Annotated in this window: 15 protein-coding genes; 7 read left to right on the top strand and 8 right to left on the bottom strand. The window is 37.4% G+C overall.

What is annotated here, in order from left to right; genetic code table 11:
* Positions 1-4 precede the first annotated feature (4 nt).
* The 7 genes from mrdA to leuS form a co-directional block, all read right to left on the bottom strand.
* Positions 5-1,930, bottom strand: coding sequence for a penicillin-binding protein 2 (mrdA, locus tag J5V48_RS01490; protein ID WP_418896162.1), 1,926 nt, complete (start codon positions 1,928-1,930; stop codon positions 5-7).
* Between the two features lie 217 nt (positions 1,931-2,147).
* Positions 2,148-2,618: a 23S rRNA (pseudouridine(1915)-N(3))-methyltransferase RlmH gene (gene rlmH / locus J5V48_RS01485; RefSeq protein ID WP_219936226.1), complete on the bottom strand. Its 471-nt coding sequence runs from the start codon at positions 2,616-2,618 to the stop codon at positions 2,148-2,150.
* Entirely contained in the window at positions 2,618-2,971 is a 354-nt protein-coding gene (gene rsfS, locus J5V48_RS01480; protein ID WP_219936224.1) for a ribosome silencing factor, read from the bottom strand. Before rsfS ends, rlmH begins: the two co-directional genes overlap by 1 nt.
* Positions 2,961-3,692, bottom strand: coding sequence for a nicotinate (nicotinamide) nucleotide adenylyltransferase (gene nadD / locus J5V48_RS01475; protein WP_219936222.1), 732 nt, complete (start codon positions 3,690-3,692; stop codon positions 2,961-2,963). Before nadD ends, rsfS begins: the two co-directional genes overlap by 11 nt.
* A complete protein-coding gene (locus tag J5V48_RS01470) occupies positions 3,692-4,795 on the bottom strand; it encodes a DNA polymerase III subunit delta (RefSeq protein WP_219936220.1) in 1,104 nt (367 codons plus the stop codon). The genes nadD and J5V48_RS01470 overlap by 1 nt, the downstream gene beginning before the upstream one ends.
* Positions 4,796-4,806: 11 nt before the next feature.
* Positions 4,807-5,595, bottom strand: a complete 789-nt coding sequence (locus J5V48_RS01465) for an LPS-assembly lipoprotein LptE (protein WP_219936218.1) — start codon at positions 5,593-5,595, stop codon at positions 4,807-4,809.
* Between the two features lie 13 nt (positions 5,596-5,608).
* Entirely contained in the window at positions 5,609-8,197 is a 2,589-nt protein-coding gene (leuS, locus tag J5V48_RS01460) for a leucine--tRNA ligase (protein WP_418896161.1), read from the bottom strand.
* A 348-nt stretch (positions 8,198-8,545) separates the two neighbouring features.
* On the opposite strand from leuS, the gene J5V48_RS01455 reads away from it, so the two are divergent.
* The 7 genes from J5V48_RS01455 to lnt are packed head-to-tail and all read left to right on the top strand — an operon-like array spanning position 8,546 to position 14,661.
* Positions 8,546-8,704, top strand: a complete 159-nt coding sequence (locus J5V48_RS01455) for an antitoxin VbhA family protein (RefSeq protein WP_219936213.1) — start codon at positions 8,546-8,548, stop codon at positions 8,702-8,704.
* 3 nt (positions 8,705-8,707) lie between these two features.
* On the top strand, positions 8,708-9,301 hold the full coding sequence (locus tag J5V48_RS01450; protein ID WP_219936211.1) for a Fic/DOC family protein: 594 nt from the start codon (positions 8,708-8,710) through the stop codon (positions 9,299-9,301).
* 1 nt (position 9,302) lies between these two features.
* Positions 9,303-10,664, top strand: coding sequence for a tRNA (N6-isopentenyl adenosine(37)-C2)-methylthiotransferase MiaB (miaB, locus tag J5V48_RS01445; RefSeq protein WP_219936209.1), 1,362 nt, complete (start codon positions 9,303-9,305; stop codon positions 10,662-10,664).
* Positions 10,657-11,736 carry a PhoH family protein gene (locus J5V48_RS01440; RefSeq protein WP_219936207.1) on the top strand — a complete coding sequence of 360 codons (1,080 nt, stop codon included), beginning with the start codon at positions 10,657-10,659 and terminating at the stop codon, positions 11,734-11,736. Before miaB ends, J5V48_RS01440 begins: the two co-directional genes overlap by 8 nt.
* A complete protein-coding gene (gene ybeY, locus J5V48_RS01435; protein WP_219936205.1) occupies positions 11,726-12,202 on the top strand; it encodes an rRNA maturation RNase YbeY in 477 nt (158 codons plus the stop codon). The genes J5V48_RS01440 and ybeY overlap by 11 nt, the downstream gene beginning before the upstream one ends.
* A gap of 5 nt (positions 12,203-12,207) precedes the next feature.
* Positions 12,208-13,050 (top strand): HlyC/CorC family transporter, encoded by an 843-nt coding sequence (locus J5V48_RS01430; RefSeq protein WP_219936203.1) that lies wholly within the window; start codon positions 12,208-12,210, stop codon positions 13,048-13,050.
* Positions 13,051-13,053: 3 nt separating this feature from the next.
* Positions 13,054-14,661, top strand: a complete 1,608-nt coding sequence (gene lnt, locus J5V48_RS01425; RefSeq protein ID WP_219936201.1) for an apolipoprotein N-acyltransferase — start codon at positions 13,054-13,056, stop codon at positions 14,659-14,661.
* 24 nt (positions 14,662-14,685) lie between these two features.
* Here lnt and J5V48_RS01420 read toward each other — a convergent pair whose 3' ends face one another.
* Positions 14,686-17,280: a hypothetical protein gene (locus J5V48_RS01420; RefSeq protein WP_219936199.1), complete on the bottom strand. Its 2,595-nt coding sequence runs from the start codon at positions 17,278-17,280 to the stop codon at positions 14,686-14,688.
* Between the last annotated feature and the right edge of the window lie 3 nt (positions 17,281-17,283).

The raw sequence follows: 17,283 nt of genomic DNA, 5'->3' as shown, positions 1-17,283 counted from the left end.
AAAATTATTGTAAAACTACAGTTCCGCCCATACCGAACTTAACGACTTCAGGTTCATCTCCCATGTAGCCGTTAGGGTACAGATCAATTAAATATTTATCTATCATAGCTCTTGCAATAGGAGCTGCTTTTGTAGAGCCGCCACCTTCATTTTCAAGGATAACTGCTACAAGAATTCTTGGTTTCTTAAATGGAGCAAAAGCAACGAACAGAGCGTTATCCCTGTGTTCTGCCTTTAGTTTTGAGGCATTGTACTTTTCACCTTGCTTGATGGAGACAACCTGAGCTGTACCAGATTTGCCGGCAGCTTTATATTTTGCTCCGAAAAAAGCTCTTCTACCTGTTCCTTCAGGTCCGTTTACAACAAGGTACATTCCAGATGCACATGTGTCAAAATAATCCTTGCTTTCAACCTTGAGCGTATCCTTTGATTCTTTCTGCTTGTATTTTGTTATCTTTGCAGTTAAAGGATCGATAACTTCCTTGAGCAGATGCGGTGTTCTTGTAATACCTCGGTTTGCAAGGGTTGAATGAGCCTTTGCTAGCTGAATAAGTGTAGATGTCCAGTATCCCTGGCCGATACCAATAGGAACAGTGTCACCCAGATGCCATTGCTGATTGAACCTGGCTCTTTTCCATTCTCTTGAAGGATTAATTCCAAGGGATTCTTCGTATAGATCTACTCCTGTTGTGCGACCGAAACCGAATCTGTCCAGATAGTCATGAATTCTGTTAATACCAGCTCTGTATGCAAGATCGTAGAAATATGTATCTGCAGATATTTCAATAGCTCTGTACAGATCCATCCATCCGTGTCCCCATGCTCTCCAGTCTCTGAACTGATGAGTTGAACCTGGAAGTTTGAAGTATGGTGGTCCGAAGAATGGAGTATTAGGTGAAATTAGTTTTTCATTTAATCCCATTACACAAAGAAGTGGCTTAACAGTAGATGCAGGGGCATAACCACCTTGTGTTGCACGATTAATTAAAGGTCGTCCTGGGTTATTGATAAGTCTTGAATACTCACCATTACGGATACCACGAACAAAAGGATTAGGATCGTAGCTTGGATTAGAGTACATAGCCAGAATTTCTCCGTTTGCAGGATCAATGGCGATCACAGCGCCTTTCATTTTTCCGAAGATTTCCTGAGCGTAGTACTGTAAACGTATATCGATAGTAAGTGTAAGATCGCGACCTGGCTCTGGAGGATCATACTTTAATGTTCTTATGATCTGTCCGTGGCTGTTTACTTCAACCTTTGATGAGCCTGTCATACCGTGCAGATAATCCTCATAGTATTTTTCAATACCGAGCTTACCAATTTCGGTTGAGCCTTCGTAGTTATCCAGTTTGCCTTCAGCTTGAAGTTTCTTTACGTCCTTTGTGTTGATTCTTGACACATAACCTGTGGTATGAGTTGTTATATCAGCAAATGGGTAGAATCTTTTCAGATTTGCTACAACCTGAGTATTTGGATATTTGTATGAATTTACAGCAAAAGTAGCAATTTGCTCTTCTGTAAGGAAGTTTGAAAGTTCAACTCCAGAGAATCTCTTTCTTGTTTTTGATTCATATAAAAGGCGTTTGATTTCCTTTTCTGATAAACCAAGCTCTAGAAGTTTTGATAAAGAACGGATTGTTTTTTCTGTATTAATCTGACGATTTGGGTACATCACAAGGTGATATACAGGAGAATTTTCTGCTAATACCACATGGTTTCTATCATAGATAATTCCCCTTGGAGGAACTACAGGCATAACCTTGATGCGGTTTTCATTTGATCTGGTCTGATAATCCTTAAAAGATATAATCTGCAGATAGTAAAGATTGCAGAAGAGAATAATCACCATTAAAACAGCAATACTACAGCAGACAAAGATCCTTGAACGAAAAACTGCATTTTCCAGTTCTTCATTTCTCTCATTCAGATTATGTGTCTGATGGTACTTTTTATTTTTTCTAAAGCTGAAAAGCTCGCTTTCTCTTCTGTGCTTACTCAAGTGAAACAATTTTATTCTGTCTTGGCGGAGGATTATTCAAATTTCTTTTATTTCAAGAGTATATTCTACAATTAAAGACTTATGAACAGTGTATTTTTTTCACATATATACTCATATTTTGCAATAGTGGTCACTATGCGTTTTTTTATTCTCTATGATAGGGCAGATTTGCAAAGATTGAATAACCTCTATAAACAGTTTCTATCAGGAAAACTCTGACTAATGGATGTGGAAGAGTAAGTTTTGATAATGACCACAGTTCATTTGCCTTTTCTCTGATTTCATCTGTAAGACCATTAGGTCCACCGACAAGCAAAACCACGTCACAGCCAAGCTGTTGCCATTGGCCTACCTTTTTTGAAAGTTCAATAGATGTGTACTGTTTTCCACGTTCATCAAGCGCAATGATATAAGCCTTTTTGGGAATTGCCTCTAAAATGAGTTTTGCTTCAGCTTCCTTTGCTTTTTCTTCTGATCCTTTAGAAAATCTCTTGCACGGAGGGATCTCCTGAAGCTCAAATTTCATTTCTTTTGGAAATCTTTTTTGATAATCCTCAAAAGCTGTGGTTACCCATGATGGCATTTTAGTTCCCACTGCAAGCAAAATGATTTTCATTAGGCCTCTCCACGTGCCATACAGTTGAACAGATCGTCAAGCTCATATCTGCGTCTTACCTCATCTTGCATGATATGAACCATTACTTCACCAAGATCTGCAATAACCCATTCACCAGTTTGTTCACCTGAAAGAGTTATATGCTTGTAGCCATACTCATACAGCTTATCTTCAAGTCTTTTTGCAATAGCGCTTACATGACGGTTTGAAGTTCCTGTGCATATAACAGCGTTATCACACAGAGAGCTTGCTTTTGAAACATCGATATTGACGATGTCGTGAGCCTTGCTGTCTGAAAGAATTGAAAGGCATCTTTCCAAAAGATTTTCTGTATTATGATTTTCAGTCTGCATAAAGTCTGTTTTCCAAAATATAACGGGTTATGCTTTCAGGAAGATTTTGCATAACATAGTAATTGCTGTCAAATTCTTTAAAATTTTCAAAATTCTGCAAAGAATTACTGTATTTTTGATAAAAATCTTTAAAAACAGTTCGAATTTTGCTTGAAGATATATCAGTAAATTCTTTTTTCAGATATATGATTTTTGGTTGTTCCGAATTCTTTATCTCTCTGATTATTTCTAAGTCAGACAAATCATCTATTTTGCCTTCAAGCTTTACTATTCTGTCTGATAATTTCTCTATAACGGCACTGTTAGATTTTTCAATGTCGTAACCTGTTCTGTCGGTTATAACAAGGTTGCAAAGATCGGGGATTTGCAGTCCTCTGTACCATTTATCTAGGTAATTAAATGAATCCATTCCCATGCAAAAGTACAGAGAATCATTTTTAAACTGCTGTTTTAATTCACTGATAGTATCAAAACTGTAATGAGGAATGCTGTCATCCTGTTCAACCATGCTAACAGTTATATATGGCAAGTTTTCAACAGTTTTATTTATCATATCCACTCTGTCATTAAAGGAAACATGGCATGTTGTTTTGTGTGGTGGCAGAGCATTAGGAATTAGAATAAAACGGTCAAGACTAAGCTTTTTGTATATATAGTTCAAAAGCTCAATATGATCATTGTGAAGTGGATTGAAAGAGCCACCTAATATACCGATATGCACTACAGACTCCTAAGAGATCTTACTGCAATGTTCTGAACGGATGCTGCCATATTTTCAAGATGAAGAACAGCTTCGTTCTCATTGAAGGCAGATAGAGCTTTTGATGCTAATGACAGTTCCTGTACAAGGTAACTGTACAGATCGTTATTCATAAGTCTTGCAGCCTTGATGATGAAATCGTAGGTTGCAGGAAGGTATATTTCAAGATTTCTGAAATAGGACTGCTTTTGCATGAAAGAAGGATTTGAATTTAAAAATGCCTTATCATTTTTAAGAGCTGCTACAGCCTTTAAACTCTTGTCAGAAGACTGAATAATTCCAGAAAGAGTTACAACACTCTGTGGCCCTGATTCCATAAGAGAGTGTAATACTGCTATTGCTTTGTATGAATCAGGTTTTAAGACGTTATTTATAAAATCAAAACCAGAATGTCTTGTATCCTCTTCAAGGAAACTTTCAACCATCTGCAAAGTAACGTTTGCTCCTGGATACTGAACACAGATGATTTCAAAAAACTGTATGATCGCACCCAGATTTCCGTCAAAAGCAATTCTTAAAAAATCCACTGCATCTTTATTCATTGTAAGACCAAACTCAGAAGCCTTACTTATAATCCATGCAGGAAATTTATTCTCATCAGGTGGATATATAACCTCGATATTGCCGCCAATTCCTTTGACAAATCCAAGAGCTTTTTCTGTTGTAGCCTTGTCCTTGTCTTTTGCACTTGCAGCTGAATAATCAAGAGCCTTGGCATCAGCTAGCTTTTTGGTTATCCTCGCGGTTTCGACAATACATACAACTCCAGGTCTTGTTCTTGAACCTAATAGAGTAAGAACCTGATTTGCAATTGATTTTAATTCACCAAGGTAGATTTTTATGATTCTGTCGCCACCAAACAGACCAGGATCTAGCAATTCATTTTCAAGCATTGAGAGGTTAGCTTTGCCGCTTGTGCCAAAATCCTGCTGAGTAAATACCATAAGAACAGGATCATTGAGTGTAGCTCTAGCCTGTCTTACTAATGCATCAGAACGCTCCTTTTTTAAAAAAGGATCATCACTTGAAATGATATATACCGGTGCAAGTGGATGATTAGGCATTCTGACCTCGATTATAAGGATGGTTCATCAAGGTCTGGTGCCTGATGAGGCAGATTGACTCTGGTTTTTGGAAGACGATATGAGCCTTTTGAATTTAAAATTTTTGAACCGTTGTTAAGTTCGTTTAAAGTAACGCTGCTTGCGTTCTCTCTTTCTTTGTTATCATGTTCGGTTAATGCTTCGTATAAGGTCAGATTACCACCCTTCTGTATAACGATATCAGAATTGTTCTCGCCTTTAGCAAGTAACAGCTCGGCAACTGTCAGATCAGGAGAGTTTGGATCTGTTTGTTTTCCAAGATAATTGATTCTTGAGATTAACTGATCTGAAAGTTCATCATAACACTCATGTCTTATGATGTTCTGCTCGTTAGTTGATGCAAGGGTGTTATCGGCCTTGTTCAGTGTTGATCTTGTTATAGTATTGCTCATTATGATTCTGCGATTGTAATTTGGTAACTGTAAAGAAGCATTTGCTTTTACAATCATGGAGTATTCAAGAGCAGCACCGTGAGCATCAATAGAATTGATTGGTGTTGATACGGTAGGTTCAACAATGTTGAGAGTAGGGACCTTATCAATATTTTTGAAGTTATCCCTGTTGCTACAGTTTATTTCATTTACTGCAACACCGCGAATCTTCAGTTTAGAGACTACCATTTTATAAAATTTACCATGGTAGTCTCCATTAACATTCATTCTGGTAACGGTGGAGCTTAATCTGCCCTGATTTGGAAAGTGAAAACCACACGCTGTTGTAAGCGCAAGTAAAGTACCAATCAAAAACAGATTTAGCTTCATCCTATACCTCTATTTATGCAACAACGATATTTACGAGACGACCCTTAACATAGATAGTCTTTTTGATCTGCTTACCATCTATGAATTTCTGTACATCTGCATTAGATGTTGCAATGTTGATAACGCTCTGTTCATCAAGATTTGGATCAATGTTGATGCGACCGCGAACCTTACCGTTTACAGAAACAACAACAGTGATTTCATCTTTGGTTAAAGCGCTCTTATCAGCCTCAGGCCATCTTTCCTCGTCAAGTTTGGTTGTATTTCCAAGAACTTCCCATAACTTGAAGCAGATATGAGGAACGATTGGATACAACATCAGCACAACGTTATTGTAGATCTCATAACGAACTGCAAGAGACTGTTCATCCTTAGCATTAAGCTTTGCAGCCTCGTTTAAAAGCTCCATGATAGCAGCGATAGCTGTATTGAAGGTCTGGCGACGACCGATATCGTCTGTAACCTTTTCAATTGTAACGTGAAGCTGATGACGAATCTTCTTGAGATTTGAAGGTAACTTAGATACATCTGTTGTGCACTTGGCACCATCAACAATCAGATCCTGAACCTGGTTCCAGAGTTTTCTTAAGAAACGCTGTGAACCTTCAACACCAGACTGTCTCCACTCAAGTGTAAGTTCTGCAGGGGAGGCGAACATCATGAACAGACGCACGGTGTCTGCACCGTACATTCTTACCATCTCTTCAGGATCAATACCGTTAGCCTTTGACTTTGACATCTTGATCATGCCTTCGTGGTGAAGCTCATGACCATCCTTGTCAACAGCACTGATGATATTACCCTTGTCATCACGTGTTGTTATTGCATCTAAAGGATTTACCCAGTTCTTGGTACCCTGATCGTCTAAGTAGTAGAATGCATCAGCAAGAACCATACCCTGACATAGAAGTCTCTTGAATGGTTCATCTGAGTTTACCATGCCTGCATCACGTAACATCTTGAAGAAGAAACGTGCATAAAGCAGGTGGAGAACAGCATGTTCAATACCGCCGATGTACTGATCAACAGGAAGCCAGTAGTTTGCAGCATCCTTGTCAAACATCTGCTTGTCATCACGAGCGGAGCAGTAACGGGCATAGTACCATGATGATTCCATGAAGGTATCAAAAGTATCAGTCTCACGTGTTGCGCTCTTGCCGTCGAATGTTGTCTTATACCAGCTCTCGTCGGTCTTAAGTGGTGAAACAACACCGTCAATCTTTACGTTCTCTGGTAGTTTTACAGGAAGATTCTCTTCCTTTTCGCAAACCATTTCACCTGTTTCATCAATTGTAAGAACAGGGATAGGTGCACCCCAGTAACGCTGACGGGAAATACACCAGTCACGCAGACGGTAGTTAACCTTACGCTTTGCGCATCCCATCTTCTCTAGTTTGTCGGCAATAGCTTTGAAAGCCTCTTCAAAGTTCATTCCGTCAAACTCGCCTGAATTGCATGCAACGCCATGCTCGGTGAAAGCCTGCTTGCTTAAGTCAGGTTCTGCTGAGTCCTTTGACTCCTTGATTACGCATTCAATATCAATGCCGTATTTCTTGGCAAACTCGTAATCTCTCTGATCGTGGCCTGGAACAGACATAACAGCACCAGTACCGTAATCCATGATAACGAAGTTAGCAACATAGATAGGTACTTTTCTGCCATTGATTGGGTGAATAGCGTAAAGACCGGTTGCCATACCCTTCTTCTCCATGGTGGAGATATCAGCTTCTGCAAACTTCTGCTTTCTGCATTCGGCACAGAATGCTTCAAGTTCTGCATTTGTATCACAGCACTTCTTAACTAAAGGGTGGTTAGCAGCAATTGAAATATAGGTGATACCCATGAAAGTATCAGGACGTGTTGTATAAACAGTGAATGTATCGTCACTTCCATCAACCTTGAATGTGATATCAAGACCTTCTGAGCGACCAATCCAGTTCTTCTGCATGGTGCGAACACGCTCTGGCCATCCTTCAAGCTTATCAAGATCCTTTAAAAGTTCCTCTGCATAAGCTGTAATCTTCAGGTACCACTGAGGGATTTCACGAAGCTCAACCTTGTGACCGCATCTCCAGCAGCAGCCGTCTTCTACCTGCTCATTTGCAAGAACAGTGTGGTCTACAGGACACCAGTTAACAGTTGAAACCTTCTTGTAAACAAGCCCCTTCTTGAACAGTTCAGCAAAGAACTTCTGTTCCCACTTGAAGTATTCAGGTCTGCATGTTGCAATTTCTCTTGCCCAGTCGTATGAAAGACCTAATGACTTAAGCTGCTGTTTCATGTAGCTGATGTTTGAGTAGGTCCATTCACCTGGTTGCTTGTTATTCTTGATGGCAGCATTTTCTGCAGGCATACCAAAAGCATCCCAGCCGATAGGTGCCAGAACATTTTTACCTAACAGGCGGTTATATCTTGCAATAACATCACCTATTGTGTAGTTACGAACGTGGCCCATGTGTAATCTTCCAGATGGATATGGGAACATTACAAGGCAGTAATACTTTTCTTTTGTCTTGTCTTCTGTTGCATGGAAAGTCTGATTATCTTCCCAGTACTTCTGTACAGCAGGCTCGATTTCCTGCGGATTGTATGCAACTTTAATAGCTGACATCGATTAGCTCCAAAAAATAGTGATTTATAAATTTACAATAATCATAATATTTTGCCACAAAATCATGTTTAAAGGCTATTTTTCAGTGAAAAAAAATACAATATATCCAGATGAACAGACGAAAAATCAATCTGCTTTGGATCTGTATCAAGTCATGAAATTTTTGGGGTCATGATCTTTTAGATGATTCCATCTGTCATAGCTTTATAATCTCTGTGTTTTTTCAAGCATATAGTTTTTGACTTTCTCTTGAAAAAACGCAAATTTTTCGCATCAAAATTCGTCAAAATTCATACCTTCTGATATAATAAGAACTAGAGGATCTACATGGAGTTCTATATGTTACTTGATGAAGTAAAAGCTACTCTTGCAATTGAAAATCTTATTCTTTCTCCTGAGCAGGAAAAATTATTAAAAGATTATGCTGACGGTGTTATTTCATTTGAAGAGCTTAAGTCTTTAATCTTCAAACTTCTAAAAGAGAATAGGGCTGCCTGAATTTTGGAAGCATCTACCTTTGATGAAGTATACTGTTATAAAAACAGTGAAATTCTAAAAAATAATTTCAATGAAACCGATCCCCAAATACTTTCCCAGTATGAAAGGTTGTTTACCGGTGCAAGACTTGTCGATCTCATCAAAAAACCTCTAAAAGGTAATTTCGATCTGAATCATCTCAAGAAAATTCATCATTATATCTTTCAGGATGTTTATCCATGGGCAGGTGAGTTGCGCAGAGTAAACATTTCAAAAGAGATTCTTTTTTGCGATGTGAATTACATTCAACCTGAAATTGAAAAGATTTTTGAAAAATTAAAAGCAGAAAATTACTTAAGAAATCTTCCAAAGGATCAGGTGTATAAAAGAGCAGCCTACTATCTTGGCGAAATTAATGCCATCCATCCATTCAGAGAGGGGAATGGTAGAGCACAGCGAGAGTTTATAAGAGAGCTTCTTATACCTCTTGGACTACATGTTGATTACTCATTATGTTCACCAGAAATGATGCTACATGCATCGATAGAATCCTTTGCAGGTGATTATCACCTTATGGAGGATCTGTTTTTTAAATGCATTAAAACGATAAAACAATAAAATGACAAATTCTACAATTCTTCCAGATTTTAAACTTCAGCAGGGTACTTTCTTCGTTCAGGTCTGGGGTTGCCAGATGAATGTATATGATGGAGATAGAATAAGAGAGCTTTTAACTTCTGCTGGTTTTGTTGAAACTGCTGCTGTTGAAAATGCATCTATCGTAGTATTGGTAACATGTGCCGTAAGAGCCAAGGCTGAAGACAAGGTATTCAATCAGATTGCAGCATGGCGTCATCAGCAGAAAATCTCTAAGAATACAGTAATTGCTCTTGGTGGCTGTGTAGGTTCAGAACTTGCTGAGGAAATCTTAAAACTAGACAAGAGTGTAAATGTAATCTTTGGACCTAGAACAATTCATCGTCTGCCATCACTTATCAGTGCATACATTCAGACTCATGAACCTCAGGTTGATGTAAATGCAGATGCAATTGATAAGTTTGACTACTTCCCATCATCTCATGCAGAAGGTCCGAGCGCTTTTGTTACAATCATGGAAGGCTGTTCAAACAAGTGCACCTACTGCATTGTTCCATATACAAGAGGTGATGAGCAGTCAAGACCAGTACAAGATATTATCGACGAGTGCGTAAACTTCATTTCAAACGGAGCTATTGAAATCCACCTTTTAGGACAGAATGTAAATTCATATCATGGTGTAATGAATGATGGAACAGTATGCAATTTTTCAACTCTGCTTTATGAAATTGCTGCAATTCCCGGCTTAAGAAGACTTCGCTTTACAACATCAAATCCTATGGATTTTACAGACGATATTATTGACGCAGTTAAGAATCTGAGCGTGATATCTGATCAGATCCATGTTCCAATTCAGGCAGGCTCTGATAGGATCCTCTCATTAATGCATCGTCGCTATACAGCCAAAGAGTATATCGAACTTACAGAAAAACTCAGAGCTGCAAGACCAACAGTTCATATTTCTTCAGACTTTATTGTAGGTTTCCCGGGTGAAACAGAAGAAGACTTTGAAAAAACAATGGAAGTTGTTGAAAAGGTCAAGTTTGACTTAAGCTTCTCATTTGTATATTCAAAAAGACAGGGAACTCCTGCAGCTTTAATGGAAGATAAGGTTACAAAAGAAGAGAAATTCAACCGTCTTTATAAACTCCAAAACAGACTAGAAGAGCTTGCCCTTTCATATACACAGCAGTTTGTGGGAACTGTTCAGGAGTGTATTGTTGAAGGCATTTCAAGAAAAGACGAAAATGAACTTAAATCAAGAGCATCATCTGGAAGAATCGTTGTATTTAAAGGTTCTGAAGATCTAATTGGAAAAATGGTTAAGGTAAAGATAACCAGTACTCATGCTCATACATTAAAAGGCGAACTTATAAATGACTAAAATTGTTGAAGAGGAATTTCTTCTGGAACCATCAGACAGTAACAGAATGGCATATCTGGTTGGCCCTGAGGATGAGAATTTCAAACAGATTGAAAAGCGTCTTGGTGTAAAAATAACCTACGTTAACTGTACTGTTCATATAAAGGGTGACAAGGGCAGTGTCTTACGAGCAGAGAAACTGATAAAGAGTCTGTATATTGATACAGCTCCGTTAAAGGGTGCAAAAACTCCATCAGAGGTTACACCTGATATGGTGCATCTTGCTATTACAGAATTTTCTCATATAGAGCAAGACGATCATGACTATCAGGCAGACGAGAGTCGTGGCTCAGTTGGAAGCCTTTATCATCAGGCAAATAATTTTAAGACAAAACGGGGTTTTGTTAAGGCAAGAACCTCAAATCAGGGATCTTACATAAGTCAGATAGTATCTCATGATGTTACATTCGGTATTGGTCCAGCTGGTACTGGTAAAACCTACCTTGCAGTGGCTGCTGCTGTTGATGCTCTTGAAAGAAACGAGGTTCGCAGAATAATTCTGACAAGACCTGCTGTTGAAGCAGGTGAAAAATTAGGTTTCCTTCCAGGCGATCTGTCTCAGAAAGTGGATCCATATTTACGACCTCTTTATGATGCCCTTTTTGAGATGCTTGGATTTGAAAAGGTAGAAAAGCTTATAGAAAAGCAGATCATTGAAATTGCACCTTTAGCATATATGAGAGGTCGTACTCTCAATGATTCTTTTATCATTCTTGATGAGGCTCAGAATACCACAGTTGAACAGATGAAAATGTTCTTAACCCGTATAGGTTTCAATTCAAAAGCTGTAATTACTGGTGATCCAAGCCAGATTGACCTTCCAAGAAGTATTAAATCTGGCTTAAAGCAGGCAATAGAAGTCCTTAAAAGTGTAGATGTAATCGGCTTTACATTCTTTGATCCTGCAGACGTTGTAAGACATCCTGTTGTTGCTGCAATTGTTAATGCATATGATGCATTTGATAAGGAACAGGCAAGAATCAAACAGGAAAAAATTAAAGCTTTATCTTTAGAGGCCTCAAATGGAGATTAGTATAGATCTACAGATAGCAACGGATGAGAAACTTGAAGATTATCCATCCATTGAAAAAATTGAGCTATGGGCAAGAACTGCTCTTACAGTTGCAGGCAGAAAAGCTGACAGCGAAATAACCGTAAGAATGGTAAACAGCGATGAAATACATGAGCTCAACAATACATATCGTCATGTTGACAGGCCAACAAATATTCTTTCATTTCCTTTTGAACTTCCAGAAGGTGTCGATGATATGCCTTTGCTAGGTGATCTTGTAATCTGTAAAGAAGTATTAGAAAGAGAATGTGTTGAGCAGCATAAGACTTTAGAAGAGCATTTTTGTCATCTAATTATTCATGGCTGCCTTCATTTATTAGGATTTGATCATATAGAGGATGATGAAGCCGATGAGATGGAAGGTCTTGAGGTAGTTGCCTTAAAAGAGCTTGGCTTTAAAGATCCATATATAGAGATAGAGGAATAAGAAATATGACTGAAATTCATGATGAGGAGCATTCCTCGTTTCTTTCAAGACTTTTTACCAAAAGAGGCGAGCCTTCAAATCAGAATGAATTAGAACAGGTTATTCATGAGGCATCAGAAAATGATGTTATAGATGAAGATACAGAGGATATGATCCAGGGTATTTTTGACATAAACAGATTAAGAGTATCTGATGTCATGATCCCAAGCTCAGATATCGTAACAATCAATGCAACAGATTCTTTAGCAGAAACTGCAAAAAAGGTAGTTGAATTCGGACATTCAAGATATCCTGTAATTGGTGAGGACAAAGATCATGTTGTAGGTATTCTTCTTGCAAAAGATCTTATTCCTTATACAGCAGGTTTTAAAATGCTCAAGGATGACGGTATTCTGTCTTTGCTTAGAAAACCTGTTATTGTTCCTGAATCAAAACATGTAAACTCCATGCTAAAGGAGTTTCAGCAAAACAGATATCATATTGCTATTGTAGTTGATGAGTTTGGCGGAGTTTCAGGTCTTGTTACTATTGAAGATATTCTTGAGGTTATCGTAGGTGATATTGATGATGAATATGACACTGAGGTAAACGAAAAGAATATTATTCTGAACAAGGATAACGGAAGCTATCTTGTAAACGGACTTACCACACTTGAAGAGTTTGATGAGTATTTTAAGACTGATATGTCATCATTAGCTGACGTTGATACCGTAGCAGGCCTTACAACACATACGTTAGGTAAATTCCCTGAAGTTGGGGAGAGTGTTGAAATTGAAAACTTCATTTTCAGAGTAATAGAAGCTTCTGAAAGAAGAGTTGTTATGCTTGAAGTTAAAAAGAACAGCTAAAAAATGAAATATCTGTATGCCGTAATGGCAGTATTCTTTGGTTTTATTGATCTTGAAAAAATAAAGAAACTCCTTTTATCAAAAACTGGTAAATTTGCAGGATCTGTTTTTACAGGTTATGTCATGTCTTTATCACTGGCACCTGTAAATATGTGGGTCCTTGGTGTGGCAGGATTAGTACTGTTCTTAATGCTCAGTATGTTTTTTGAAACTAAAAAACAGGTATTTTTCTGCACACTTTCATTTTTTAGTGCTTATGCTTTTTCAAGCATTAACTGGATTGAATTTGTCATGGCTGATTTTGGGAAGATCCCATCAGCTTTATCTTATTTTGTAGTACTGCTGTTCAGTACATTCTACATTGCCTTACCGTATGCTACAACAAATGCAATTGCATATAAATTTGCTCATAAGAAAAAGAGCATTTATGTTATGTGCTTTGTGCCTGTAGCTTTTATTCTTGGCGATGTATATATTTATTATTTTCTAACTGGTTTTCCATGGACCTATATTGGTTATGGTTTTATCGACAGTCCTTTAAAAAATTATGCTCCTCTTACAGGTGTTCTTGGTATAAATCTTTTTGTATACATAATGTGTGCGGCGTTGTCCTTGAGTGTTTACAGAAAATATCTGTTCTTTCCTGTTGCAGCAAGTATTTTAATTTTTGCAGTATTTTTAGAAGGAAGCTCTTTTGTTAAAAGAGAAGAGCAATCTGTTAACGTTGCTATGGTGCAGGGCAATATAGAGCAGTCTGTACGTAATGATGGTTCAAATATCAGATATGTACTTGCAAAGTACTGGCAGCTGTCTAAAGACTTAATTGAAAAGGATTCACTGATAATCTGGCCTGAATCTGCAATTTCATATCCTTATGAATATCTAAAAAATTATATTTCAGATCTTGATAGTGCATTTAAGGATAAAGGTGCAACCTTAATTACAGGTACTCTTTCATATAAGGGTAAAGATGAGGTTTATAACTCAATTATTACAATAGGACAGTCGCATAAAACCGGTTCACAGATATATTCATATAACAAGCGTGCACTAGTACCATTTGGAGAGGTCGTTCCTTTTGCATCTTTGTTAAGACCTTTAGGTTCAATTTTTGTTATTCCAAACTCAAGTTTTACATATGGATTGGAAAATCAAAATCCTATAAATACTGGAAAGCTCTCTTTTACGCCAGCTATCTGTTATGAGGCTATATTCTCAGGTTTGGTTTCTTCATTAGATTCAAAAGATACTAACGGTATAGTTATGCTCAGTGTTGATTCCTGGTTTGGCCCAACAAAAGGTCCTGTTCAGCATCTTAATATTGCAAGAATGAGAGCAATGGAACTTCAAAAACCAATGCTAAGAGTAACAAACAGTGGCATTAGCGCATATATAGATGAGCGCGGTAATATTGTTGATAAGCTCCCATCTGATGTGAGTGATGTTCTAAAAACAACCTTCTATCCTGTTAAAGGTCAGACTCTATACTCAAAATTTGGAAATCTCTTTACATATATACTTTGTGTAATATTACTGACAATGGGAGTTGCAAGTATAATAAGAAAAGATGATCCAAATGCTGAAATTATAGAAAAAATGGTCAGATCATAGAGCAGTAAATCTGCTCTTTTTGAGCTAGTAGAACCTTGAAGATGTTTTTCTGTGGAAGATATATGCAGCAATAAGCATTAGGATGATACCACCAAAGCTTAGAACATATCTCCATAAAGGCAACTTCTCACTTGAGTATGCATAACTTTTAACGAAATCACCCAGATAACAGCCTCTGATAGTACACTTTACTTTTCTTCCCATCTGTCCTTGAGTATACCAGATGTGTCTTGGGAACCTCATTGTAAGTCCGTGTTGGCTTAAGAAGAAATTTCTGTCTTTTACAAACTTGTTTAAGAGATTCAACAGAGCTTTTGGATCAGAGCTTAATGCCTTGATTTCGTTGTATGAAAGACCTGGTTCAAAGTTGATTACACCATCAGGAGCCTTTGTTTCACCTGTAAATAACACCACATCGATAACAGTTCCATCAAGTTTTGTATCTACGCTGATGACGCTGTTTGCTGTAGCCTTGATGATATCCCTAATTACAATAACCTCAGGATTTCCATTAGCAAGGTTAAGCTGACCACCATGACTTAAATCAAGTGTATTTACGTAGTTTGTCATATAGTTTGGTGTTTTGATATTTATAGATGCATTATTGATAAGAAGTTTATTAGTATCAATGTAACCACTAAGATTTGTAACACCACCAATTGCAGAGATGTTTATAGTTTTACCGATAATATTTCCATCAATACTTATATTTGCTCTGCTGTTCTCTTTTTTGTATTTTGCTTTTTCAGAGACATGACTGATATCAGAGCCTAGATACAGGTTTGTTTTCAGATCATTTAAGATCTTAGCTCTAACATGAGACTTTTTTGCATCGTAGTTTGTATCAAGCTGGACTTTTCCTGAAATAAGATTTACATGCTGAGAGTTTACATAAACACCAGTTTTCTTGTCGTTAACAAAAGGCTCCCATAAAGAAACAATATCACCATTGATTTTAGCTCTGTTAGTAATATTAATTTCCTTAACATGCGCTGTATCATCAATATATATAGCGTTTTTGTTTCCAGTAACATTACCGGTGATATTCAGTTTAGATACTAAAGGTCCACGAATGTCTGATGGAGCACTGACTGCAGCGCCCTTTTCTCTTGTCATTCTTTTTTCTTTTACATCAAGAGTTCTAACTCTATGGTAGGAACCCTGAAATTCAACATAATCAGATAGAACGTTTGATCCAAAATCAAGATTGATTGCAATACCGCCCTCAGTTGATGCAGTAACATCGCCATCGATGTTAATCACATTGTCTCTACCATATGTGACAGCAATTCCTGATGAGTTGTGTCCATTTTCAATGATAGAAGTCTTTTTTGGAACTGTTATGGTATTGAAGCTACCATCAACTCTGATTCCAACACTGCCGTAGCCAACGCTTGCAATAGTTCCTTCCTGAACTATGTCGTTGTAACTTCCATAGATAGTTGTTCCAATGCTTAATGGTACTCTTGAAGCCTGATCTGTTTTGTAATCATTGTTCTCTTTTGACCATGCTGAAAAACCGCTCTTGAAAACGACGCTTTGGCGTTTTGTAGGAGAACCTGATGAAAACAGAGAGTTACCAAAGAATTCTTTTGTATTAATTTTATATCCAATAGCTTTTAACAGCTCAAGTTCAAGCTGTGTATAAAAACCATAATTTATGAATGATCCTGAAGAGAGTATTGTTCTTGGAATATTTACATATGGCTTTAAATAAAGTGCATAGTGAATATAAGGATATTCTTTCGTATTCAATCTGGTGCTTTTATCGCTGTTGCTTTTAAGTGAGAATAGTGTTTTTAACTCATCTGTTTTTACATACAGGCCACATGATTCATTAGAATTTACAAAGCAGTTTTCATGAATATCTGAAAAGTTGAGTCCCTCATGAACACTGTTTTCTAAAAAATCTGAATACAGTACCTTATCAAGACTTGATAATGGCGCCTGATACCCTTTTGTACTAATGGATGATCTGAATCCTAAAAGCTGAGGGATATTAGATAAAAGCTTATATGAATAAGACTCTTTTAAGCTGTTATTTGTGATCTGATTAAGCTGATAAGGATCATCAGACATTTTTAAATCAGGATGGTAGGCAACCTCAAGAAAGTCTGTTCTCTCATCAGTGGAAAGTTCACAGCCTTTTATATAACTTTCTGCAATACCATAACCTTTACAACCGATATCAGAGAATATTTTAGTGTCGTAAAAAAAAGAGTCTCTGTATTTATCCGCTGAAATAACAAGAGGTATTCTAATAGGACCTATATCTTTTGCGTAATCCTTGAGCATATATGTGATAATGCTTTCTACAGACCGTGTAAGATAAATCTGTTTGTCTGAAAAATATCTATCAGTTGAATTAGGAATGCTTTCTGATTTTGAAAGAATGTTAGAGTACAGCTTTTCTGTTTTCTTTTTGTTGTAAACAAAATCAAGTCTAAACAGAGTATTGTTCAGAATAAATGTTTCATCAGGTGTTGCTGATGAATTGAGAATGTCATAAAGGGTTGCATTAGGCTTAACGTATCTGTAGTCAATATATGACGAGCTATCCTCTGCATAGCACTGCAGTGGAAGCACTAAAGTAATGACTGCCAGAAAAAGCTTTTTCACTTT

This window comes from Succinivibrio faecicola, from assembly GCF_019448115.1.
In the GTDB taxonomy this organism is placed as follows: Bacteria; Pseudomonadota; Gammaproteobacteria; order Enterobacterales; family Succinivibrionaceae; genus Succinivibrio; species Succinivibrio faecicola.
Note: the sequence above shows the minus strand (reverse complement) of the source record. Positions and strands in the feature narration are given on the sequence as shown.

Excerpts from the sequence above, each read along its gene's own strand:
- rlmH (WP_219936226.1), bottom strand. The coding sequence starts at position 2,618 with ATGAAAATCATTTTGCTTGCAGTGGGAACTAAAATGCCATCATGGGTA.
- rsfS (WP_219936224.1), bottom strand. The coding sequence starts at position 2,971 with ATGCAGACTGAAAATCATAATACAGAAAATCTTTTGGAAAGATGCCTT.
- J5V48_RS01470 (WP_219936220.1), bottom strand. The coding sequence starts at position 4,795 with ATGCCTAATCATCCACTTGCACCGGTATATATCATTTCAAGTGATGAT.
- J5V48_RS01465 (WP_219936218.1), bottom strand. The coding sequence starts at position 5,595 with ATGAAGCTAAATCTGTTTTTGATTGGTACTTTACTTGCGCTTACAACA.
- J5V48_RS01455 (WP_219936213.1), top strand. The coding sequence starts at position 8,546 with ATGTTACTTGATGAAGTAAAAGCTACTCTTGCAATTGAAAATCTTATT.
- miaB (WP_219936209.1), top strand. The coding sequence starts at position 9,303 with ATGACAAATTCTACAATTCTTCCAGATTTTAAACTTCAGCAGGGTACT.
- J5V48_RS01440 (WP_219936207.1), top strand. The coding sequence starts at position 10,657 with ATGACTAAAATTGTTGAAGAGGAATTTCTTCTGGAACCATCAGACAGT.
- ybeY (WP_219936205.1), top strand. The coding sequence starts at position 11,726 with ATGGAGATTAGTATAGATCTACAGATAGCAACGGATGAGAAACTTGAA.
- J5V48_RS01430 (WP_219936203.1), top strand. The coding sequence starts at position 12,208 with ATGACTGAAATTCATGATGAGGAGCATTCCTCGTTTCTTTCAAGACTT.
- lnt (WP_219936201.1), top strand. The coding sequence starts at position 13,054 with ATGAAATATCTGTATGCCGTAATGGCAGTATTCTTTGGTTTTATTGAT.